The organism is Microcoleus sp. B4-D4 (genome assembly GCF_036705185.1).
Classification (GTDB): Bacteria; Cyanobacteriota; Cyanobacteriia; order Cyanobacteriales; family Microcoleaceae; genus Microcoleus.
The window spans coordinates 1-22,842 of record NZ_JAUBTX010000005.1 but is presented as its reverse complement, the minus strand read 5'-3'; the positions used below and the strand labels follow the sequence as shown (position 1 = coordinate 22,842).

The 22,842-nt window shown below is 43.2% G+C and carries 14 protein-coding genes and 1 pseudogene; 12 read left to right on the top strand and 3 right to left on the bottom strand.

From position 1 onward, the window contains the following. Window positions 1–120: 120 nt before the first annotated feature. Window positions 121–1,674, bottom strand: a complete 1,554-nt coding sequence (murC, locus tag QUB13_RS06055; RefSeq protein ID WP_333379693.1) for a UDP-N-acetylmuramate--L-alanine ligase — start codon at window positions 1,672–1,674, stop codon at window positions 121–123. A 1,226-nt stretch (window positions 1,675–2,900) separates the two neighbouring features. Here murC and nadD point away from each other — a divergent pair. From nadD to QUB13_RS06025, 6 genes are all read left to right on the top strand, one after another. Continuing rightward, window positions 2,901–3,623 (top strand): nicotinate (nicotinamide) nucleotide adenylyltransferase, encoded by a 723-nt coding sequence (gene nadD, locus QUB13_RS06050; protein WP_333379692.1) that lies wholly within the window; start codon window positions 2,901–2,903, stop codon window positions 3,621–3,623. Window positions 3,624–3,798: 175 nt separating this feature from the next. Next, window positions 3,799–4,818, top strand: coding sequence for a type I glyceraldehyde-3-phosphate dehydrogenase (locus tag QUB13_RS06045; protein WP_333379691.1), 1,020 nt, complete (start codon window positions 3,799–3,801; stop codon window positions 4,816–4,818). 516 nt (window positions 4,819–5,334) lie between these two features. Next, window positions 5,335–6,288 (top strand): GDP-mannose 4,6-dehydratase, encoded by a 954-nt coding sequence (locus QUB13_RS06040; RefSeq protein WP_333379690.1) that lies wholly within the window; start codon window positions 5,335–5,337, stop codon window positions 6,286–6,288. Window positions 6,289–6,727: 439 nt separating this feature from the next. After that, window positions 6,728–6,952: a hypothetical protein gene (locus QUB13_RS06035; RefSeq protein WP_333379689.1), complete on the top strand. Its 225-nt coding sequence runs from the start codon at window positions 6,728–6,730 to the stop codon at window positions 6,950–6,952. Between the two features lie 22 nt (window positions 6,953–6,974). After that, window positions 6,975–7,595, top strand: coding sequence for a class I SAM-dependent methyltransferase (locus QUB13_RS06030; RefSeq protein ID WP_333379688.1), 621 nt, complete (start codon window positions 6,975–6,977; stop codon window positions 7,593–7,595). A gap of 2 nt (window positions 7,596–7,597) precedes the next feature. Further along, on the top strand, window positions 7,598–14,527 hold the full coding sequence (locus QUB13_RS06025; protein WP_333379687.1) for an FkbM family methyltransferase: 6,930 nt from the start codon (window positions 7,598–7,600) through the stop codon (window positions 14,525–14,527). A 14-nt stretch (window positions 14,528–14,541) separates the two neighbouring features. Here the strand turns inward: QUB13_RS06025 and QUB13_RS06020 are convergent, their stop codons facing one another. After that, entirely contained in the window at window positions 14,542–15,537 is a 996-nt protein-coding gene (locus tag QUB13_RS06020) for a methyltransferase domain-containing protein (protein WP_333379686.1), read from the bottom strand. Between the two features lie 148 nt (window positions 15,538–15,685). On the opposite strand from QUB13_RS06020, the gene QUB13_RS06015 reads away from it, so the two are divergent. The 6 genes from QUB13_RS06015 to QUB13_RS05990 all read left to right on the top strand — a co-directional run bounded on the left by QUB13_RS06015 (window position 15,686) and on the right by QUB13_RS05990 (window position 21,145). Continuing rightward, window positions 15,686–15,901: a hypothetical protein gene (locus QUB13_RS06015; RefSeq protein WP_333379685.1), complete on the top strand. Its 216-nt coding sequence runs from the start codon at window positions 15,686–15,688 to the stop codon at window positions 15,899–15,901. A gap of 87 nt (window positions 15,902–15,988) precedes the next feature. Continuing rightward, the gene (gene rfbF, locus QUB13_RS06010) at window positions 15,989–16,765 is read left to right on the top strand and encodes a glucose-1-phosphate cytidylyltransferase (RefSeq protein WP_333379684.1); all 777 of its coding nucleotides are present in this window, start codon (window positions 15,989–15,991) and stop codon (window positions 16,763–16,765) included. Further along, a complete protein-coding gene (locus QUB13_RS06005) occupies window positions 16,762–17,760 on the top strand; it encodes a GDP-mannose 4,6-dehydratase (protein ID WP_333379683.1) in 999 nt (332 codons plus the stop codon). The genes rfbF and QUB13_RS06005 overlap by 4 nt, the downstream gene beginning before the upstream one ends. A gap of 75 nt (window positions 17,761–17,835) precedes the next feature. Further along, complete coding sequence (gene rfbH / locus QUB13_RS06000; RefSeq protein ID WP_333379682.1) at window positions 17,836–19,191, top strand: lipopolysaccharide biosynthesis protein RfbH; 1,356 nt, start codon at window positions 17,836–17,838, stop codon at window positions 19,189–19,191. Next, the gene (locus tag QUB13_RS05995; RefSeq protein WP_333379681.1) at window positions 19,184–20,095 is read left to right on the top strand and encodes an NAD-dependent epimerase/dehydratase family protein; all 912 of its coding nucleotides are present in this window, start codon (window positions 19,184–19,186) and stop codon (window positions 20,093–20,095) included. Before rfbH ends, QUB13_RS05995 begins: the two co-directional genes overlap by 8 nt. A gap of 18 nt (window positions 20,096–20,113) precedes the next feature. Further along, the gene (locus QUB13_RS05990) at window positions 20,114–21,145 is read left to right on the top strand and encodes a GDP-mannose 4,6-dehydratase (RefSeq protein WP_333379680.1); all 1,032 of its coding nucleotides are present in this window, start codon (window positions 20,114–20,116) and stop codon (window positions 21,143–21,145) included. Window positions 21,146–21,198: 53 nt separating this feature from the next. Here the strand turns inward: QUB13_RS05990 and QUB13_RS05985 are convergent. After that, a pseudogene (locus QUB13_RS05985) lies at window positions 21,199–22,842 on the bottom strand (TIGR04372 family glycosyltransferase); the annotation flags it as partial.

Sequence of the window (22,842 nt, the reverse complement as noted above, 5' to 3'; positions counted from 1 at the left end):
AAGACGTGGTTGAAAATTCATTTATCGGTGCCGGGCAGCCATTTTGAGCGAGTCGCCCTCATCGAGCAGTGTCGGTAAAACCTGCACCGCCTTGGATGTCGATCGACTCGCAGGCGCGGGCTAATTTGGGCGCGAAGCTTCTTGATAAAAAGCCATCACCTCTGGAATAATCTGATTCAGATTACCAGCACCCAAAAACAGAGCCAAATCCCCCGGTTGCAGATTTTCGGTTAAAAACTTACTTACCGACTCCAAGGAAGGCGCAAAAACAACCTCTGGGCCTGCTTTAGCAATCAAATCAGCAACCTGCTGCCCGCTAATTTTTCCTAAATTCGGTTCCCCAGCACTATAAATATCGCAAGCCACAACCAAATCTGCATCCCCAAAAGATTGAGCAAATTCTGGCAAAAATGTCAGAGTTCGGCTGTAACGGTGCGGTTGAAAAATGGCAACCACTCTTCGGGATTTCTGATTTTTTTCGCTACCTTCGATACGCAAGCGAGCCGCCGCCAAGGTGACGAGAATTTCGCTCGGGTGGTGGGCGTAGTCGTCCACAAACAAGATGTCATTGTAAAAACCCCGTACCTCAAAACGGCGGCGAGCGCCTTCAAAGCCGGAAATCGCTTTGGCGATCGCCGAAAACTCCAACCCCAACAATCGACCCACTGCTACCGCCGCTAGTGCATTGCTGAGATTGTGTGTCCCCAGCAACTTCAACTCCATTTCCCCCAGGAAAGCTCCTCGCTCCCAAATACCAGCCTTGGTGCTTTCGGGCCCGTACTCCACTCCCGAAACCGTGTAGTCAGCACCGCTATCCGGCCGCAAGCTGTAGCTGACATTGGGCGCGAGGCAGTCTTTGACGATTTTGTCGTCAATGCAGCCCACCAAGGTTTGACAGTTTTGGGCAAACACCTTAAATATGTCTATCACCTGGTCGAGAGTGTCGTAATGGTCTGGATGATCCAGTTCCACATTGGTCACTATGCCAATTTTTGCTACCAGCTTGACGAGAGAACCGTCGGATTCATCAGCCTCGGCAACTAAGTAGGGGCCTTGGCCGACACGGGCATTGCCTTCCCAAGCATTTACCTCGCCTCCTACTACGATCGTCGGGTCTAGACCCGCAGCCATCAGCATGAAGCCGATTAAGCTGCTAGTAGTAGTTTTGCCGTGAGTCCCAGCTACGGCTATGCTTTGGTAATCTTTAATTAAGGCGGCCAACACATCCGATCGATGAAAAATCGGACAGCCCAAATCTAGAGCAGCTCGATATTCGGCATTTGCAGGGTGAATTGCCGTCGAACATACTACTTGAGGCAATCCCCCATTTGCTGGGGCGTCTAAACCGTTGCCGTTCAATTTGAGAGCTTTGGCTGTCGCGACGGAAGTCCCTACCGCACCAGCGACCGAGGATACTATATTTTCGGGTGTCCCGCGATCGGGACTGCTACCGTTGATGGCCGTTTGAAAAACTTCAAAATTGCTGGCGTCTTGACGCCAAAAAATGTGAGCTCCCATTTCTTGCAAGCGCTCGGTGATGTGACTCGATTTAATATCGGAGCCGTACACGGGCAACTTGCGTTTAGCTAGAATGTAGGCAATGGCTGACATCCCAATTCCACCAATGCCGATGAAATGAAATGGTCTACCGCTGAAATCAACAGAACTCGGCATCTTCGCTCCTCACACACCACGCCACGCCAATAACACGCGATATCATCAAAAAAATGGTTAGAAACCCCGTCCCTTCGGCAAGCTTAGGGCAAGCTTTATAGGACGGCTTTATATTCCCTTTCGGGAAGGAGGAGTATGGTTGCTCCTCTGTGGAGATATGGTTGTCTCCAAAACTCCCTTGCGGGGTAAAGTTAGCTTGTCGGCATATGTTTTCTGAGCTTTTTAGACTTGCAGCACTGTTTCTGTTACCTGGAAACTGTTTAACTGCAAATGACACTCTCAGGGGATTTCGCACTCTCCAGGGTATCGTGACTCAAAAAACCTAGACCAAGGGAAGTATACGGCCCGTCAGGACGGATCGTAAGAATATTACAAGCCTCATGCCGTCAGGGCTGAGGTTCCTGACATCAAGAATTGTTTTTTTCAGGATACAGTTCGCTAGACATTTTTGTACACAATTCTCTGCGCTTCCCTAAATTTCGGGATTTGTAGAGAGGTTTGTCTTGTATCCTATTTGACTTAGTACCGAGTAGTTTTCCGGAACAGTCACAAAAGAGAAAATTGCAGGTCAGAGAGAATGGGGTTTGGGGCCAGGATCGGCTGACTAATTTTGGGCGGTTGCACAGTCCTGCATTCTTTCTATTTCTATCCGCCTGCTGTGCTGGGATACGACAGCAAAAGTCCCACAATCTTTTTACGAAGATTGAGGGTCAAACCCATCAGGATTTACAAACACTACCACGTATGGCACAACTTCGCTCATTTTTTAGTGTTTGATCTGTTGGTACGTTCAACTGTTGACTGTTGACCGATCGCGCTTTTGAGATTTTCTGCGAGGGAAATTAATTTTTCCGTTCTCTTTACAAGGAACAGGCTTTAAACCCATTTTTTCTATTAAGTATGCTAAGTATAATTTATAAAGATGAGGTACTATGTGGCATAGGGCATAGGGCATAGGGCATAGGGCATAGGGCATAGGGTATCGGGCTATCCTCACTTTTTTGATAACCGCTATACCCTTTTGGCAAAACTCAATCTGACATGATGTTGCCCAGACTGAGCTATAGTAGGTTTCTCACTTTGTTTACAGACAAAAGTAATGCTGGTGTCTGGGAGCGGACTTAAGTCGGCACTACGAACTAATCCGCGATCGGACTAATAACTGGTCAAAGCCTACAAAAATAAAATTTCGGTAAAGTCTGTATTAATCCTAATTTTTGGGAAATATGGAAAAAGTAGCGATTTTGGGGGGGACTTTTGACCCGGTTCATTTCGGGCATTTGTTGATGGCCGAGACGGCGGTGAGTCAATTTGGGATCGATCGAGTCATTTGGGCGATCGATCGCACCCCTCGTCACAAGTCGCACAGTGTTTTGGCAAGTTTTTACCAAAGGCGGGAAATGGTGGCTCTGGCAACGGCTGGGCGGTCGGATTTTGGACTTTTGCCAGTGGATACCAATCCCTCTGGAACTTCTGCTATTGACACTTTGTTATATTTGCAAAAAATCTATCCGGGCGATCGGTGGTACTGGATTATTGGTAGCGACGCGCTCCAAACTCTCCCCAAATGGCACCGGTGCAGCGAAATTGGCGGGTTGTGCGACTGGTTGGTGGCCCCGCGTCCGAGTCAGAAAAATCGGGATCGAGAAAAAAGCGGGGAAATTTGCTCCTTTGAGTGGGGGGATAGTTTGTGGGATGCAGCCATTGATGGGGATGACAAAATGCAGGATCAGACAAAAGCTGTTTGCTGTAAAGTTGCTCAAAAGATGGCTCTGGTGAATGTGGAAATTCGCTGGGAGGTGCTTTCCATGCGTGCGATCGAGATTTCGTCGAGCCACATCCGCCGCTGCTGTGCCGAAAATCGCGATCTCAGTTACTTAGTCCCGGAAGCTGTACGGACTTATATTGCGACTCACAACCTTTACCAGCAACCAGCAGCCGAAATCTGAATGCCTTTGGCCTGGGGATTTCTGGCGAGTTCAAAAAAGTTTAGGCTTTTTTGATACAGACGAAAAGTTAGAAAGGATCAGCCTTTGCGATATGATCTTGTCTCATAAGTCAATTCTTAAATTTTTCCAAAATTTAAGCCTGAGCTAAGGGCTGCAATCGTTAGGAGGTAATAAGGTGATTAGAGTCGCGATCAATGGTTTTGGACGTATTGGGCGCAGTTTTACGCGCTGCTGGTTGGGCCGAGAAGATAGCCAGCTCGAACTCGTAGCAATTAATGACACTTCCGATCCCAAAACTAATGCCCACTTGCTGAGATACGATTCCATGATGGGAACGTTGAAGGGTGTGGACATCAGTACGGATGAAAATTCGATTATTCTCAATGGCAAGACAGTTAAATGCGTGAGCGATCGTAATCCGCTCAACCTGCCTTGGAAAGATTGGGGTATTGATCTGATTATTGAAGCAACCGGTGTCTTCGTTGACCAAGCTGGTGCATCGAAGCATATCACGGCCGGCGCGAAAAAAGTGCTGATTACTGCTCCGGGTAAAGGGCCAGAAGTAGGGACTTATGTGATGGGAGTCAACCACCACAACTACAAGCACAATGACTACACAGTCATCAGCAATGCTAGCTGTACCACTAACTGTCTAGCTCCCGTACTGAAAGTGCTTAACGACAATTTTGGCATCATCAAAGGCATGATGACGACTACCCACAGCTATACTGGCGACCAGCGCTTGTTGGATGCCAGCCACCGCGACTTGCGGCGGGCGCGGGCTGCGGCGATGAATATTGTGCCGACTTCTACTGGAGCTGCTCAAGCTGTGGCTTTGGTGATTCCAGAGTTGAAGGGTAAGTTAAATGGCATCGCCATGCGGGTGCCGACTCCCAACGTGTCGGTAGTTGATTTTGTGGCTCAGGTAGAGAAAAAGACTTTTACCGAGCAGGTAAATCAAGTTTTCAAAGAAGCAGCCGAAGGCTCGATGAAGGGGATTTTGGAATACAACGATTTGCCTTTGGTTTCTTGCGACTATCGCGGAAATGATGCTTCTTCAATCTTGGATGCCAGTTTGACTCTGGTGATGGACGGCGACATGGTGAAGGTGTTGTCTTGGTACGACAATGAGTGGGGCTACAGTCAGCGGGTTGTTGACTTGGCTGAATTGGTCGCCGAACGCTGGGAAGGCTAGATCCATGACTTTTTTCTGGCAGTCCAGCCTTGAGGCAGGGGTTGAAACCCCTGCCTCAAGGCTAAATTCCTTATGATATAGAGGAGACGGCAGTGCCGTGTCCCTACCTTGATTAATTGTAGGGAGACGGCACTGCCCAAGGAGTGTCAACTTAACGTCAAACGTAGTCAGAGACTGCTGTTTGACTATTAAATCTAGATCCCCCCTTAGCTTGCCCCCTACTCCCCCTTAAGAAGGGGGGGACAGGAGTCTTCTCAAAGTCAACCCCTACTCCCCTTCTTAAGGGGGATTTAGGGGGATCTGGACTGGGGTAAAAGCGATATTTATCAAGGATTTCAGGCTTAAGTTGACACCTATGGGCACTGCCGTCTCCTAATTTCGGGTAATATTAATTCCGATGCTACCGGATTTGATATGAGCCCTGTCTCAATGATTTTGAGTTCTTAGTCTGCGAAGGCAGACTTTGTTTGTGTAGGATCGGTTTCAACCGCCGAATCATCAACATAAATAATTTATATGAAAAAAGCGTTAATTTGTGGTATATCCGGTCAAGATGGAGCTTATTTAGCTCAACTGTTGCTCGATCGAGGTTATGAAGTTTGTGGCACCTCTAGGGATGCCCAAATGTCGAGTTTCCGAAACCTTGCAAGTTTAGGAATCCGAGACAGAGTAAAACTAGAATCGATGTCTCTCAACGATTTTCGCAGTGTCTTGCAAGTCCTAGCAAAAATTGGGCCCGACGAAGTGTACAATCTAGCAGGTCAAAGTTCCGTCGGTCTGTCTTTTGAGCAACCCGTAGAAACTCTCGAAAGCATTGCTACAGGCACGTTAAATCTGTTAGAAGCAATTCGGTTTACAGGCGGTAAAATTAAACTTTACAATGCCAGTTCCAGCGAATGTTTTGGGGATACCGGAGGCAATCCAGCGAATGAAAATACGCCCTTTCGCCCCAGAAGTCCTTACGCGGTAGCGAAAGCAACAGCATTTTGGGAAGTAGCAAATTATCGGGAAGCTTACAATTTGTTTGCGTGTTCTGGTATTTTGTTCAATCACGAGTCCCCGCTGCGGCCGGAGAGGTTCGTCACCCAAAAGATTGTATCAGTCGTGTGCCGGATTGCTGCTGGTAGTTCCGAAAAACTGCATTTGGGAAATATTTCAGTGCAGCGGGACTGGGGCTGGGCCCCGGAATATGTGGAGGCGATGTATTTGATGTTGCAGCAGGATGAACCGGACGATTATGTAATTTCTACTGGTGCGAGTTATCCTTTGGAGGAGTTCGTGCAGACAGCGTTTGTGGCTGCGGGTTTGGATTGGCAGGAACATTTGGTAACTGATGCGAGTCTCTACAGACCGACGGAGATTGCAGTTGGGAGGGGAAATCCGGGTAAGGCGAAAGAAAAATTGGGCTGGGAGGCAAAATATAAAATGCCCGATGTGGTGCGGATGATGGTAGAGGCGAGGCAGATTTGAGGGAAATTTATGGGGTGAAAATATGGGAGCAGAATATGCGACAGCTAAGGAGTGGTATAAGGCTAATCGCCGAGAGTTGAAAAAATATCGGGTCAGTGGATAGCTTATACTAACGAAGGTGTGATTAGTGGCGATCGGGATTATGACAAAATGAAAGATGGTGTCGATCCCAGCTTGTCAAGCTTAGATTATGTAATTGAGCGTATATTTGAAAGCTAGTTTGTAGAACCTATCCGCTTTTATCCTGTGAGAAAGAGGAGATTAAAAGCTCGCGATTGGCAACCTAAGTATGAATTAAAACTGGAGTCTCTGAACGCAGTAACAGTGAAAATGCTTGTTGATTCTGGTGCTGAACTCAGTTTGATCACAAAGAAATTATGGAGGGATTTAGGCTGTGCTAAAGCGATAGGATAAATTATATGAAACAATGCAAGTAGTTATGTTAGCTGGGGGTTTGGGGACAGTTCGTTTGGCTGCAGAGGGGCAATTGATGGCTTACCGCCACGGCGGTTTCTTTGTCGCGATGGATACTTACCGGGAATATAAGTATTTGAACGAGCTGTGGAATAATGGACAGATCCTTGAAAGATGTGGGAATGAGGGAGGTAGTAAGAAGGGGCGATCGGTCTATTTTTGCGGTTTGCTACATCAAGTTGCCAAATAAGAGAAATTAGATAGAGGTTAAAGTGCAATTAGAACAACTACAGTCTACCCAGCCAGACACAGCAGGTCAAGTCTTAAAGCTACATTTGGGATGCGGGCCCCGAGTTCTGAAAGGTTGGAGAAATATGGATTTAAATTACCAACATTATCACCACCACTTGAAGCACTACACAGACAAGTATTATCCAGAAGAGATGCGGGGTGATAGCTCAGATTTCTTGGCTATGGATTTAAGAACCGGTCTCCCCTTTGCTGATAATTCCGTTGATGTAATTTTCCACGAAGATTTCCTTGAACATATCGATCAGAAATCTCAGGTCATTCTTTTAGCAGAAGCTTGGCGAGTCTTGAAAAAAGAAGGAGTACACCGAGTCAATACTCCCAATCTTATTTCATCAATGCGCGATTATTCAGACTTTACAAAAGGAATCAAAGGGGTATACATTGGTGAATGGGAAACTCACCAGCACTTAAATGTTTTAACTCCGTGTTTGCTACAAGAGCTGGCTTTAATGGTTGGTTATTCAAAAGTGCTATTCAATGGTCGAAATCAAAGTCTATCTCCTTTAGTTCCTCTTGAATACCGTCCCGATCCCAATGACAGACCTGAAAACGGAAATATTTTTGCCGACCTAGTGAAATAGTTATGAAGATATACATTTTACCTATTGACAGTCGATTTCAGCCTGGATCTGCACGGATACTCCATCCTGCTCATAACAGCGACTATGGTGTAGAGCAAGATTTTTTTCAATATCTTCACAGTAATCCTAACCTTCTCACAGACAATCCCAATGAAGCCGACTGGCATTATTTACCAGTTTATTGGACAAGATATTACATCAATCATTATTTTGAAAAAACGGATTTGTCGGAACTTCAACAATCAGTTAATCTTTCGATATTGTCTGACAACAAAACATTTACCATCTGTCAATATGATGATGGGCCTTTGGTAAATCTAGGAGCAACAATAAATTTTCTCTCCTCTCGCAGAACTGAAACGGGTGTAGATATTCCTTTACTTTGCTCATTGCATAGAATTCCTCAAGTTAAACCATCGAAAAAGTACCTAAGTGCCTTTATTGGTCTTCTTCCAAATCATAGTATCCGACAAGAGATGTTTGATACCATCAAATATCGGAACGATTTGTGTATGGCTAATGGCAGCACAGAATTATTTGTTGAGAAAACTCTAGAGTCTTATGTTGCACTCTGCCCTAGAGGATATGGCGGTAGCTCTTTTCGGTTTTTTGAAGCAATGCAACTGGGGGTAGCACCCTTAATGCTTAGTGATATCGACACAAGACCGTTTAAGGAGTTTATCGATTGGCACGAAATTAGTTTATTTACTAGCTCGGCCACCAATTTAAATAGTCTGCTAGATTCTTTAAATACATCTGAACTATTAGAAATGGGTCAAAGAGCAGAAAAAATTTATCAAGAAAAATTATGTTATCAGAAATGGTGCAAATATATTTTAGAATATTTGGCATCACTCAGAACCTATGCGGGAAGCACTAATATGGTCTCAGTTTCATTGTTAGATAAAATCGACCGACACGCAAAAGAGGCGGAAGCCGTGTGGGGACTAGCTTACCCATTATTTGGCAAAGCTATAGCCAATAAAAACCTAAAAATCGGGGTAGAAATAGGAGTGGCTTTTGGAGGTCATTCAGAATCTATTCTGCAACATACATCTGTAGAAAAATTATATGGAGTAGACCCCTACCTCCACATGGAAGGTTACGAAGACCCAATGAATCTTCCTCAAGAAGAATTTGATGCCCTGTACAATTACATTCAGCAAAGATTTAGCGTTTTCGGCGAAAGATATCAGCACATCCGCCAACTATCGAGAATAGCTATTAATGAAATAGTTGGAGAGGTCGATTTTGTTTACATCGATGCCGATCATTCATACAAAGGTGTTTGGGACGATCTTTGCATTTGGTATCCTAAAGTTAAAATAGGCGGTATTATTGGCGGACACGATTACGAGCATCCTGCTTTTCCGGGGGTAAAACAAGCTATTGATGAGTTTTTCACACCGTTAAACTTCCAAATTCACGCTGAAGGGGAAGGCGTTTGGTGGGTAGAAAAGCAACCTGTGAATATCAGTCAAGAAATTCCCGGTTGGCAGGAAAACGCCTACAATCTGTTTTGCACAATCGTTGAGAACAAAAAGTTAAATACAGGAGCACCTACAGGACAAGCTTTCGATGTCGCCTACATTGACGAACTTTCCTATAAAGGTTTGTGGGATCAGCTATGCAACTGGTACGGCAAAGTTAAAAGCGGTGCTGTTATTGGCGGATGTGGCTACGACCGCGCAGATTTTCCGGGCGTCAAGCATGCTGTTGATGAGTTTTTTAGAAGATTTCACAGTCAAGTTCATACCCCAGGAGAAAGTGTCTGGTGGGTAGAAAAGCCACTCACTAATATTAGCTTTTTTATCCCTGCTTACAACTGCGAAGAAACTATCGAAGAGTCCGTTGATTCGATATTAAAGGGAAATTTTGAACAGGGGGATGAGTTAATTATTGTTAATGACTGCTCTACGGATAATACGGAAGGCATACTGGAACGACTCAAAATTAAGTATCCATTTATCAATATTTTCCGTCACGAAACTAACAAAGGGGGCGGAGCAGCGAGAAATACTGCCGTCCAAAATGCCAGGCATCCTTTGCTTTTCTGCTTGGATTCAGATAATATTTTAGTTCCAGGAAGTATCCCAAAATTAAAAGAGTTTTTAGTGAATTCCGGTGCAGATGTAGCTGCATTCCAAGAAATTCATTTCTTTGAAGGATGCCAGGAAAATATTATTAATAAATGGATTTATCAAGACCAAATTACTTTAGCGGACTTTTTCTCGCGACACGACGTGCCGGGAGCGAGCGGCAACTATCTGTTTACCAAAGAAAGCTGGGTGAGAGGGGGAGGTTATTCTGAATCTTCCGGGGCGCTAGACACTCACACCTTTGGTTTCCGGCAGTTAGCGACTGGTTCTAAAATGTTGACGCTCCCGAATACTTATTATTGCCATCGGCAAGGCATTGAATCTTATTTGGTCAGATTTTCAAAAAGTAATAACTGGTCGTTAATCTTGACAGACATCATCGCTCCCTTTTCTCATCTGATTGCTGATGCAGATTGGCAATATATGTGCGGTGAAGGTAAAGATAATTGGTACGGAAATATTAATCAACGTCCTATTTCTTTAAGGACGGGAATAGAGAGTAAGCCCGCAGTAGAAGCACAGCCAGAAATAGTAGAGCCACAACAGATGATTATACCGTACTGGATTCAAGACCATATTAGTTCAACGAGTTCTCATCTGTTGCCGGGAGAAAGCCAAGTAGTTGCCCAATACATTAAACCAGGGGATATCGTTTTCGATGTGGGTGCTAATATCGGTGAATGGGCAAAAGAGGTTTTGACAAGACACCAAGATGTAGCAGAAATGCACATTTTTGAACCTTTGGCTCAAGTCCACAAAAATTTGGTAGACAGCTTAAGGAGAGAAAATAATGTAAAAATCCTAGCCCAAAATATGGCTGCGGGCAGTCGAGAAGAAATTAAGACTTTTTATCAGTACGACGATCATTCCACCTTGAGTACGTTTTATCGTAGTTGTTGGATGGAGAGTCAAGGTTGGATTCAGCCTCCCCAAAAGTGTACTGTTTTCACTACAACTGTTGATCGTTACTGTCAGCGTTTGGGTATCAAGCGGATAAATTTTCTAAAAATTGATGTTGAAGGCGCAGAATTAGATGTATTGTACGGTGCAAGGGATTTACTGAAATATGGCAAAATCGATTACATTCAATTTGAATACGGTACAACTTATCGCGAGGCAAATATCACTTTAAGAGAAGTGTGTGAGTATCTGCAAAAGTATCGGTACTCTATTTTTAAGATTTTGCCACAGGGCTTAGAATACAGACCTAATTTTCAGCCAGAATATGAAGTTTTTGAATGGAGCAACTTCTTAGCAGTCAACGATCGCTTCCGAGCTAATGTGTTGGGAGAACCTCCTCGACTTTTGGATGTACCGCAACTTTGCACCCAGCATTCAATTACTCCTAAAGGCATTATTCATGTAGGTGCTCATGAAGGTACGGAAGTGGGATATTACCAAGCAATGGGAGCGCAAAAGATACTGTTTGTAGAAGCTAATCCCGCTGTTTTTGAACGCTTGCAAGCTAATTTAGCTGGGTACCCGAACGCGCAAGCTGTGAATTGCGCGATTAGCGATCGCAACGGTATTATTAATTTGCACGTTACTTCTTACGATCAAAGCAGTTCAATTTTGCCGCTGAAGCATCATCAGGATATCTATCCCGATATCGTGGAAACACATCAAGTAACAGTGCCTTCAAAAACTCTGGATACGCTGCTGCAAGAATTGGACTTAAACCCGGCTGACTTTAATATCTTAAACATCGATATTCAAGGTGCAGAACTTTTGGCTTTGCAAGGAGCAACCAATTGGCTGCAATATGTAGATGCGATTAATACGGAAGTTAATTACCAAGAACTCTATGAAGGTTGCGCGCTCGTTCATGATTTAGATGAGTTTTTAGACAGGCACGGTTTCGAGCGGGTAGCTACCACCACTCCCCACCCATCTTGGGGCGATGGTTTTTATGTGAAAAAACCGCTCGTTACTATGTCTATCCTTAGTAGGGCGCGGTTTGGCAATCAAATATTTTTGTATGCGATGCTGAAAATTCATGAACAACAGCAAAATATTCGCGTGGAGACGTCACCGTGGATCGGACAATATTTGTTCGGACACAGTGAGCCACCTATTTCTAAAAGCTTGCCTGTGGTTCATGATTCGGGATTGGGGATAATTAATGCAGAAGCACCTTTGGGCAATGTAGAATTTGGCGGGCCAACCTATCAGATACCCACTAAGTATTACGCGCCACACAAAGAGTTATTTCGATCGCTTTTCCAACCCATGCCAGAAGTAGAAGCGAAGGTAGCAGCAGCAGTCAGCAGCCTCCGACAACGCGGAAAAACGATTGTTGGCTTGCATTTGCGGCGCGGCGATTACTGGGGGCCTTATGCCGAATTTATGTTTATTGCTCCCAATAGTTGCTACAAAAAATGGTTGCAGGGGTTGTGGGAAACTTTGGAAGAGCCGGTACTGTTTATTGCCAGCGATGAACTTGAAGAGGTTGTAGATGATTTTGCCGATTATTATCCGGTAACTGTCAAAGATTTGGGTGTAGAAATGCCAGAGGCTCCTTTCTATCCAGACTTTTATATATTGAGCCAGTGCGATGTTTTGGCTATTTCAAACAGTACCTTTTCTGTTGCAGCATCAATGCTAAATGAACGGTGCAAGTTTTTCTTCCGCCCTCACTTGCCGTCGAAAACATTAATTCCTTTCGATCCTTGGGATAGCGAACCGCTATACTGGCACGGGTCTGGAACTTGGGAAGAAGATGAAAGCGGGTACGGTTTAGTGACAGCTAATCAATATTTAGAAAACGAATCAAATCCCCTGCAACTGAAAATTGTGGCTGTTCTGGATGTTGCACCGGCTTATCCTGAAGCTCTGGAATGGCTGCGGGGATTTAATATAGATTCGCCTGCGATCGGTAAAGTAGATAACAGTAAAATTTTGATGTCTGGTTGGGTGTTGGGCAAGAGCGATCGAGCTGTGGCAGTTGAGTTTATTTATAATGGCGAAACTCTCTGTACAACCCCCGTTGGCGGGTATCGATCGGATGTAGCCAGTGCTTTTCCCGGAGTACCGCTAGCAGCACGTAGCGCTTACAAAGCTAAGCTGGACCTTCTTGCAGGAAAGCAGCCGGAATCTGAGGTGCTAATCCAAGCAGTTTTAGCCGACGAAACTCGCGTCAAGTTAGGACTGGTTCGATTGCAGGAAGTGGTATATCATTTCCCCCTCGGCAATCAGAAACAAAAGTACCGGATGAAATGGTTTTTTGCAATTAATGAAGCTAGTCCTGGTTTTGAAATTTATTCGCAAATGATTAAAGTAGCAGTTTATACTGCTAAACAAAATACTTCGCTAGAACCATATTGCATTTATGACGGCCAAGAGAATGAATTGACAGATTGGCTGCAAAAGAATGGTGTTAAGATTATTTACCACAGAACACCTCATTATGAGAAACTCCACACTCAATATCCTGGGTGTTCAACCGTAGCTTTCGGTGCATTTTTGAGAATTGAAATTCCCAAAATTGTAGAAATTTATGAAATACCGGATGAGTATGTTTTTTATACTGACTGCGATGTCATGTTTTTTGGCGATGTGGTGGATTACTTGCAGGGTATAACCTGTGAATATTTGGCGGCAGCCCCCGAGCACGAACCCAACAACTGGGAATATTTGAATAGTGGTGTGCTGTACATGAATGTCAAAAATCTTCAAAAAATCCAGAAAGAATTTGACGATTTTATTGACGGAAACTTGGAGCAAATATTACAGCTAGCTTATGACCAAGGAGCCTATAACTTATTTTTCAAAGACAAGTGGGATAGGTTGGATATCCAGCTAAATTGGAAATCCTACTGGGATTTTAGTCCTGAAGCAAAAATTATCCATTTTCACGGGCCAAAACCCACTCAAGCAGAAGAGATCAGGAGTAAAACAGCACCTGCGAGTTCTCTGCTGTTTGCTAATGGTTTTTATTGGCTAAACACGGAAATCTGGCAATTCATTTACAAAAAGATTGAAGAGCTAGATGCAGGAATTTTGGTCAAAACTGCAGAATGCGAACAGTTCGATCCTCAAGTAGAGGAGACTCGCGAAGGATTAGCGCAATCTCAGACAAAACTCCACCAAAATGCTGGGGGATTTGAGCAATTTACAACTAAACTGCAAGAAGTTAAAGAAGAACTGCAACCAATTAAAGAAGAGCTTGAACTCCGGCACGTTCAATACCAAAAAACTCAGGAAGAACTCGCACAAACTAAGTCTCAGCTCATCGAAGTTCAGGCTCAACTGCAACAAATGGAGAGTGCTGCGGCTCCGTTAAATCAACTGGCAGAGTTGTATTTAGCTCAAGGAAAGTTAGAAGATGCGATCGCAGTTTGCGAGCAAGCATTAAAGATTAGCCCCAAATTTGGTCCGGCGTACAAGACTTTGGGGAATGTCTTGCAAGCTCAGGGTAAACTGGATGAGGCAAAGAGTTGGTACCTTCGCGCTCTGGAAATTCAACCTGATTTTGCTCAAGCTTTAGCCAACCTGGGAACTATTCACGCACAGCAGCAACAGTGGCAAGTGGCGATCGCCTGTTACCAAAAGGCGATCGCGATTCAACCGAATTTTGCTGGTGTTTACCGCAACTTGGCTAAGGTTTTTTCGCAAATTGGCAAGCCAGATGAAGCTGTCGAGTGTTGTTATGCGGCCGCGATTTCGGAACCCAAAACAACGGCAGAGGAATACTTTAACCTTGGCCACACCCTGCTAGAGCAAGGGAAGCAGGAGCGGGCGATTGTGTGTTATCGTCGTGCCATATATTTAAACCCCAATTTTTCTGAGGCTCAGGACAAATTAGGGGAAATTATGGCTGTTGTTGAAGAGTAGGACAATCCCAAAAGTTAAGCTTTTGGCTTGGGGTAATGGCTTTCTGATGTCAAAATATCTGTTAGCGTTACATCCCATCTAAATTTGTCTGAATTAATTTCAGCTACCTTTTTCGCAAGGATGGCAACTCCTCCAAAGGCCGGCTGAGTTGTTAGTGTTTCTTGACCTTGTATCATGGTGTCTAAGTGCATTCGTAAAGGAACGTAAAGTTCAGCTCTTATCACTTCAAATCCTAGAGCCTGAGAAAATAAAACTTTGAGACCCTCGTCAGAGAAGCGCCAGAAGTCCCAAGGTCTCTCGTGAAGGGGCCAGGCAAAGTGGGTACTGTGGAATGTTATTCCACCTACTGCTAGCAACTTATTAATTTCCATTGCTACTACCCAAGGCATTGCTAAGTGTTCAAATACAGATGTGGAAAAGATAGCATCAAACTTCTGGGTGCTGAAGTATTGAGAGAGTTTGTGAGCATCCCCAACTACATCTGTGTTAGCGTCTGCGTAGTAGTCAAACCCCGTGTAGGATGCTGCACCTGAAAATAAAGATCTTTTGCTGCTGGTTCCGGGACTTACGATTCGGGAACCAATTTCTAGAACCCGGAGATTATTGTTATTAACCAGGTTGATAAAATCAAGGAAAATACCGTCGTCGTCATTGGTGAAGGCTGCGAAATCGTATACTGACGGCTGCGACCCGGCAAAGGTTACATTTTTGCTGTAGGTTACACCTTGAGCTTTTGCCTGGAAAGTAAGTTGATGCTTTGCAGTCCGAGGTAGGTAGACAATGAAGCCACAGTTGGGGTTGTTATTGTATTGCGGGTAGGCTGCGGCTACGTCTGGACGGGGATACCAAGCGGAGATGGGGACGAAGGTATCGCCCGCGCCCACTACTACTTCATCGAGAACACCTTCTTTTTTGCCCACAATCCATCCTTGGATTCCGAGTCCGCAGTCATCAGACCACGAATGGTCGATCGCCAGTATCAAGTTCTCGTCTTGGTCTACTACTGCCATTGACTATCCTTTTGCTATTTGATTGACTTTAAGTTAATTTTTTTGTCTGCCAATTATAGTTCTCTACTCTCATACATCTGTTGGGATTTGACTCCTCAGTACAAGGGTAGGCTGCGATCGACCTTTCTAGTTTACCCGATCGCGCGTATTGGTCGATCGCTTGAGGGCGATCGTCTTCATTTATTTTTGGGATAATATTTATGGTATATTTGATGGCTTGGGGGCTGGGGGGCGATCGGTCATCTATAATACCCAGGGGTTTTGGCGGGAACTTTCTCAGAGGGGTTGGGGTCTGTTATGCTTGACAAGGCAACGGTTGGATATTGGTATGGGCGATCGGGCAAAAATTCCCCCAAAATTCTAATACACTCGTTAAAAAGATTTGTGGTAGTCGCTTGTCTCATGACAACTCGAAACTAAAAATTATGTACCATTTTAAAAAAGTAAAACAATGAAAGTAGTTATACTAGCCGGCGGTTTGGGGACACGTCTCCGAGAAGAAACAGAATTTCGTCCTAAGCCCTTAGTTGATGTGGGCGGGTATCCGATTCTCTGGCACATTATGAAGACCTATGCCCACTACGGCTTTCTGGACTTTATTGTGTGTTTGGGCTATCGCGGCAACATGATTAAGGAGTATTTCCTCAATTATGAAGCGATGAATAATGATTTTACTATTTGTCTGGGTCGCCAAAACCAGATTACCTATCACGAGGAACACCAAGAGCAAGATTTTAAGGTGACGCTGGCGGAAACAGGGCCCGACACCATGACTGGAGGGCGGGTAAAACGTGTGGAAAAATACATTAAGGATGATACCTTTATGGTGACATACGGTGATGGAGTTGCTGATATTGATATTGGGGCGCTGGTGGATTTTCATAAGGCTCATGGTAAGCTGGCAACTGTTAGTACAGTGCGTCCGATATCCCGATATGGTATTTTAGATGTGGACAACCAAGGCAAAGTTCTGGAATTCACGGAAAAACCTCAAATAGATGGCTGGGCAAATGCAGGATTTTTGATACTTCACCGCAGCATATTTGAGGCTTTGAGCGGAGATGATTGTTTTTTTGAGCGAGAGCCACTAGAGCGGTTAGCGGCCGAGGGACAATTGATGGCTTACCGCCACGAAGGTTTCTTTTTTGCGATGGATACTTACCGTGAATATAAGTATTTGAATGAACTGTGGGATAATGGACAAGCTCCTTGGAGGGTGTGGGAATGAGTGAATTTTGGCGCGATCGATCGGTATTGGTGACAGGTTGCACAGGTCTTTTGGGTAACTGGTTAGTGGCTGAGTTGCTGGAAAGAGGAGCCTTGGTAACGGGATTAGTCCGTGACTTAGTGCCCCAATCCCGACTTTATGCTGGAGAGTGGTATCGGCAGATTAATATCGTTCGCGGTTGTGTCGAAGATTTGCCAACGGTAGAACGAGCGATTAATGAGTATGAAGTAGACACGGTGTTTCACTTAGCAGCTCAGACAATTGTGGGAGTTGCAAATAGAGAGCCAGTCGCAACTTTTGAAACGAACATTAAAGGTACTTGGAATATTCTAGAAGCTTGTCGCCGCGTCGGTGGTGTGAGTAGAATTGTCATAGCATCTAGCGATAAAGCCTATGGAGATCAGGTAGTGCTGCCTTACAGCGAAACAACTTCGCTGCAAGGAGAACACCCTTATGATGTTTCTAAAAGCTGTGCTGATTTAATCAGTCGTGCTTACTACGTCAGTTATGGTTTGCCTGTTTGCATTACTCGCTGTGGCAACTTTTATGGTGGCGGAGATTTGAATTTTAATCGCATTGTTCCGTCTACAATTCGATCTGCATTACGCGACAAGCCAGTAGTCATCCGCAGTGATGGTACTTTTATTCGGGACTATTTCTATGCGAAAGATGGGGTTTTAGCTTATCTGCATTTGGCTGAGCAAATGGATAGGAAAGAAGTTTTGGGAGAGGCGTTTAATTTCAGCAACGAGCTGCAAATTTCTGTGCGGGGCATGGTAGATCATGTTTTGAAATTGATGGGTAAAAGTCATTTAGAGCCAGTCATATTGGATCGGGCTAAGAATGAAATTAAACATCAGTATCTTTCGGCAGATAAGGCGCGAAAAATGCTCGGTTGGGAATCTAAATATCCTCTAGAAGAAGGGTTGAAAGAAACAATTGAGTGGTATGAGCAATTTTTGATGAATGAAAGTCCCTGTTTTATCAACGTGTGATTGATGATTCAATGGTATAGTGACTTATTGATTCCCGAACTTATACCTGTACTATCTTATTGATTTGCGATCGCCATGACCCAATCCATACCGCGCCCAGTGAGTAGTTCAGAGCAAGAGCAAGGGCTTAGAGAGCAAGTTTTTGCTGCCGTTGAAGCATACCATCAGTTTAAGTTTGCCCACAAACAGTTTGTTCCTGGTCAAACTTATGTCCCAGTGTCAGGTAAAGTATTTGACGATCGCGAGTTAGTGCAGCTAGTCGATGCGTCGTTGGATTTTTGGCTGACTACTGGGCGCTATGCCGCTGAGTTTGAACAGCGGTTTGCTGAGTGGATGGGAGTCAAGCACTGTCTGCTGGTGAATTCTGGTTCTTCTGCAAACTTATTGGCTTTATCGGCACTAACTTCGCGGAAGTTGGGAGATAAACGGCTGCAACCAGGGGATGAAGTAATTACAGTTGCCGCTGGATTTCCTACTACTGTGAATCCCATTTTTCAGAATCAGTTAGTGCCTGTATTTTTAGATGTAAAATTACCCACCTACGATATCGATACCGATCAGTTAGAGGCTGCTTTTTCATCCCGTACTCGCGCCATTATGGTTGCTCATACATTGGGTAATCCGTTTAATATTGAGGCGGTAATGACTTTTGCACAGAAGCATGACCTCTGGGTGATTGAGGATAATTGCGATGCGGTGGGAAGCCTTTATCAAGGGAAGAAAACCGGCACATTTGGGCATCTATCAACGGCGAGTTTTTACCCAGCCCATCACATGACTATGGGTGAGGGAGGCGCAGTGTTAACGAGTGATACTCGTCTGAAGAAGATTGTTGAGTCTTTCCGCGACTGGGGCCGCGATTGTTGGTGTCCACCTGGAATAGATAATACCTGCGGGAAGCGATTTGGCTGGCAGTTGGGGGATTTGCCGTTTGGATATGACCACAAGTACACTTATTCTCATGTTGGCTACAACTTGAAAATGACAGATATGCAGGCTGCCGTCGGTTGCGCTCAGTTGGATAAGTTACCGGAGTTTGTGGCAAAACGTCGGCATAATTTTGATTTTCTGTATCGGCAATTGCAAGATTTACAAGATATTTTGGTATTACCGGAAGCAGCCGAAAATTCTGAGCCAAGTTGGTTTGGATTTCTGCTATCAGTTAGGGAAAATGCACCTTTTTCTCGTAATGCCCTGGTGCAGGATCTAGAGGAAAATCGCATCGGGACTCGTTTATTGTTTGGTGGTAATTTGGTACGTCAACCCCTGTATCAAGGATTAAATTATCGAGTCGTAGGTGAACTTGTAAATACAGATAAGGTCATGCACAGTGCTTTTTGGCTGGGTGTATTTCCAGGATTGACGGAGGAAATGTTGACTTATACAATATCGAAAATTAGAGATTTTTGTAGGAATTATCAACATGGTTGAAACTTCAGAATCTCAGCCCGACAAAAAGCGAGTTCTACTGACAGGTGCAACGGGTTTTTTGGGCAGCTATATTGTCAAGAAACTATTGGAAGATGGTCATGAACTGATTATTCTCAAACGCAGCTTTTCTAATATTCATCGGCTTCAGGATATTTGGTCTGAAATTGTTTCCTATGATTTAGATAAGACTGATTTAGAGACACCGTTTAGAGATTTTGACAGGATTGATGCAGTGATTCACACAGCAACAGTTTATGGCCGTAAAAATGAAGAATTTACAGATTTATTTGAAGCCAATACTGTTTTTCCGATGCACTTACTTAATGCTGCCATTAAGTTCAATGTATCCACTTATTTTAATACAGATACTCCCCTGGACAAGCAGTTAAATTTTTACGCTCTGTCAAAAGCTCAATTTCAAGAATGGGGGGAACGTTTGGCTAAACTGGGGAAAATTCGTTTTATCAATATCAAGTTAGAGCAAATGTTTGGCCCAGGGGATGATGATTCTAAGTTCCCTGCTTTTGTAATTAGAAAATGTTTGTCTTCGCCGGAATTAGACTTAACTCTGGGTGAGCAAAAGCGGGATTTTATTCACATTGATGATGTAATTTCGGCTTATGGGCTGCTTTTGCAGAAAGTACATCTGTTAAACGCTGCTTATCAAGAGTATGAATTAGGGAGTGGAAAAGCTATATCTATCTGCAATTTTGTGGAACTCGTAAAGCAGTTAACAGGTTCGTCTATTCAATTGAATTTTGGGGCGGTTCCTTATCGAGAAGGGGAAGTTATGTATTCTGAAGCCAATTTAGTGGCTTTAGAAGGATTGGGATGGAGTTCTAAAATTCCACTAGAAGAAGGATTGCGGCAAACAATCCCTTGGTATTCTGAAAATAATAGATGAACATTGTAGGAGTTATTGATGAAATATTTAGTAACGGGTGGTTGTGGTTTTTTAGGCAGTAACTTAGCTGCACAGGTATTAAAACAAGGCGATGAATTAGTCGTTTTTGATAGTTTATATCGCTTTGGAGCGAGTCATAATTTGGACTGGTTACGCAGTCAAGGGGACTTTCGATTTATTCATGCTGATATTCGGAATATTAATGATGTCGAGAGGACGATTAAAGAAGCAAAGCCGGATGTGATCTTTCATTTAGTCGGTCAGGTGGCGATGGCAACTTCCCTGGCGAATCCCCGTTTTGATTTTGAAGTGAATGTTGTTGGCAGTTTTAATGTTTTAGAATCGGTACGCCAATATTCTCCTAATAGTACGATTATTTATTCCTCGACCAATAAAGTCTATGGAGATTTGGAATATTTGCACTATAAAGAAGGAGAGAAGCGTTATTTTTGTTCTCAATATCCCAACGGCTTAGATGAATCGATTTCGATCGATTTTCATTCCCCTTATGGATGTTCTAAGGGGGCTGCGGATCAATATATGTTAGATTATGCTCGGATGTTTGGCTTAAATACAGTTGTATTTCGTCACTCCTCGATTTATGGAGGGCGTCAGTTTTCTACCTTTGATCAAGGGTGGATTGGTTGGTTTTGTCAAAAGGCTTTAGAACAGAAAAAAGACCCACATTCTCAAGATTTTACCATAGCTGGGAATGGGAAGCAAGTGCGAGATGTTCTTTATGCTAGTGATATTGTAAGCTGTTATGCAAATGCTGTTGCTCAAATTGAAAATGTAAGGGGACAAGCGTTTAATATTGGCGGAAGTATGGAGAATAGTTTGTCTTTGTTAGAGTTGTTTAATTTATTAGAACAGTTGTTGGATGTCAAATTACACTATGAGAAGTTAGCACCTCGGATCAGCGATCAGAAGATTTTTGTGGCTGATGTGTCCAAAGCTAAACAACTGATGGGATGGGAACCCAAGGTTTCTTCTAAAGAGGGTGTAAGCAATATGTTGGATTGGTTACAAAGACGTTCATTGGCGAAATAGAATTAAGGGCGATAACATGATTTTTTTGAGACGGCGATCACTTTTGTAAACCCTTAGCTCAATTTAGCTTTAGAATTTAATAATTTAATAGTTGCATCATAAACTTTTTGCCAACTAATATCATAATTCGCAAATCCAAAGTGCTTATCCTCAGTATAGTCGGCGGGTAGAAAAATAGATTCTGTCAGGTTTTCTCGAATAAATGGAGACCATTCACCTGTTTGAAACATCTGTGCATATACCCCATGCGCATGAATAACTCCTGGCTTATTAGCAATCAAAATTGGAAAAGTCAAACCGGAACCAAATGGAGAAATATAAAAATCTATTGCTTGAACCCAAGCGACCCGTTCATAACTCATGTTTCCAATTAAATTATAGGCTTTGATATCTGTATGGACTAAAGCTAGTATTTCCTCTACAATTGTTGTTTCCCGTTTAATCTCAGATTCAGCACGAGGATCATACATTTCATGCCTCCCCCAGCCATCAAAAACAACAGCTAAATTAGGATAGTCTTCATATAATTTATTGATAATGTTAGCTATTCCTTCAACTTGCGATAACCAAACTCGATAGTGACTGCGAATTGCTATCCAGATTAAAGGAAAATGTTGTTTAGAGTCCTCTATTGCTTGCAAAATATTGAGGCTACATCTTTTCACTGATCCTTCATATATACGACGAGATAAGTCTTCCGAAATAAACCAGTTAGTAGGCCATACAGCTAAATAATTATTTTCCAAAATAGTTTCAAAAAGAGTAGCAGATTGTGATCGTATTATCTGGCTCTGTATTTCTGGATAGGTATCATCTATGTTGAAAAATTCAAAATCTCCGATAAAAAAACTAGCTATTTGGGACAAAGTTTGATTATCTAATAAATGTTGAAGTCCCGACATATCATTTAAGACGTAGTGACCTATATTAGCCATATAGCCAAGAACTGCCAATACATCTTTTTCTTTCGGACTAGAGATGTAAGATTTGACTAGAGACCAACGACTGACCAGATTTGCCTTTAATATATTAATTATTTTCTGCTGATTAACAGGACAAGTGGAGTCTGGAACAAAGGTAATAGCTAGTTCTCTACTGGGGAAATAAAGAAAGCTTTTATCTCCAGTTGGAGTAACGGCACATACTAAATAGAATACTTCTAAACAACAAAAACGATAAATAAATATTGGGTAATTACCTAAAGGTATTTCCGGGTGAGGGTAGTGACAAGCAAATGACTGGTTGCTTCTTAATACTTGACCAGTTGTTGGGCAAGGTAGATACATATAACCTGTTTCTATAATACTATCCTGAAAATACGTCCCGGCTTTACGGTTCATCCGTATCCCTATCTCGTTCCTGAAGTTTTTACCTTTATGAAAATATAAGTCATTATTACCAGAATTAAAGCTATTAATATATATTTCTTCTAAGTCTGGGTTATCTTGACCCATAAGCTCTAAGTGAGCCAGGGATAAACCACTTTTTTCCAAAAAATCGCGGTCTTCATCAATTAAAGACCATAAGTTAATAATTTTATAATTACTATTTTCACTAAAGTATTGATAGGTCACTTCTGGACTAATTTCAGTAGGTAAATCAAAACTATCCGGGTTGAAAATACCTAGCTGATTTAGACCTAACCATATTCTTTGATAAATCTCGAAATGACTCAATTGTTTCTGAGATGCTTTTTT

Excerpts from the sequence above, each read along its gene's own strand:
- murC (WP_333379693.1), bottom strand. The coding sequence starts at position 1,674 with ATGCCGAGTTCTGTTGATTTCAGCGGTAGACCATTTCATTTCATCGGC.
- nadD (WP_333379692.1), top strand. The coding sequence starts at position 2,901 with ATGGAAAAAGTAGCGATTTTGGGGGGGACTTTTGACCCGGTTCATTTC.
- QUB13_RS06040 (WP_333379690.1), top strand. The coding sequence starts at position 5,335 with ATGAAAAAAGCGTTAATTTGTGGTATATCCGGTCAAGATGGAGCTTAT.
- QUB13_RS06035 (WP_333379689.1), top strand. The coding sequence starts at position 6,728 with ATGTTAGCTGGGGGTTTGGGGACAGTTCGTTTGGCTGCAGAGGGGCAA.
- QUB13_RS06025 (WP_333379687.1), top strand. The coding sequence starts at position 7,598 with ATGAAGATATACATTTTACCTATTGACAGTCGATTTCAGCCTGGATCT.
- QUB13_RS06020 (WP_333379686.1), bottom strand. The coding sequence starts at position 15,537 with ATGGCAGTAGTAGACCAAGACGAGAACTTGATACTGGCGATCGACCAT.
- rfbF (WP_333379684.1), top strand. The coding sequence starts at position 15,989 with ATGAAAGTAGTTATACTAGCCGGCGGTTTGGGGACACGTCTCCGAGAA.
- QUB13_RS06005 (WP_333379683.1), top strand. The coding sequence starts at position 16,762 with ATGAGTGAATTTTGGCGCGATCGATCGGTATTGGTGACAGGTTGCACA.
- rfbH (WP_333379682.1), top strand. The coding sequence starts at position 17,836 with ATGACCCAATCCATACCGCGCCCAGTGAGTAGTTCAGAGCAAGAGCAA.
- QUB13_RS05995 (WP_333379681.1), top strand. The coding sequence starts at position 19,184 with ATGGTTGAAACTTCAGAATCTCAGCCCGACAAAAAGCGAGTTCTACTG.
- QUB13_RS05990 (WP_333379680.1), top strand. The coding sequence starts at position 20,114 with ATGAAATATTTAGTAACGGGTGGTTGTGGTTTTTTAGGCAGTAACTTA.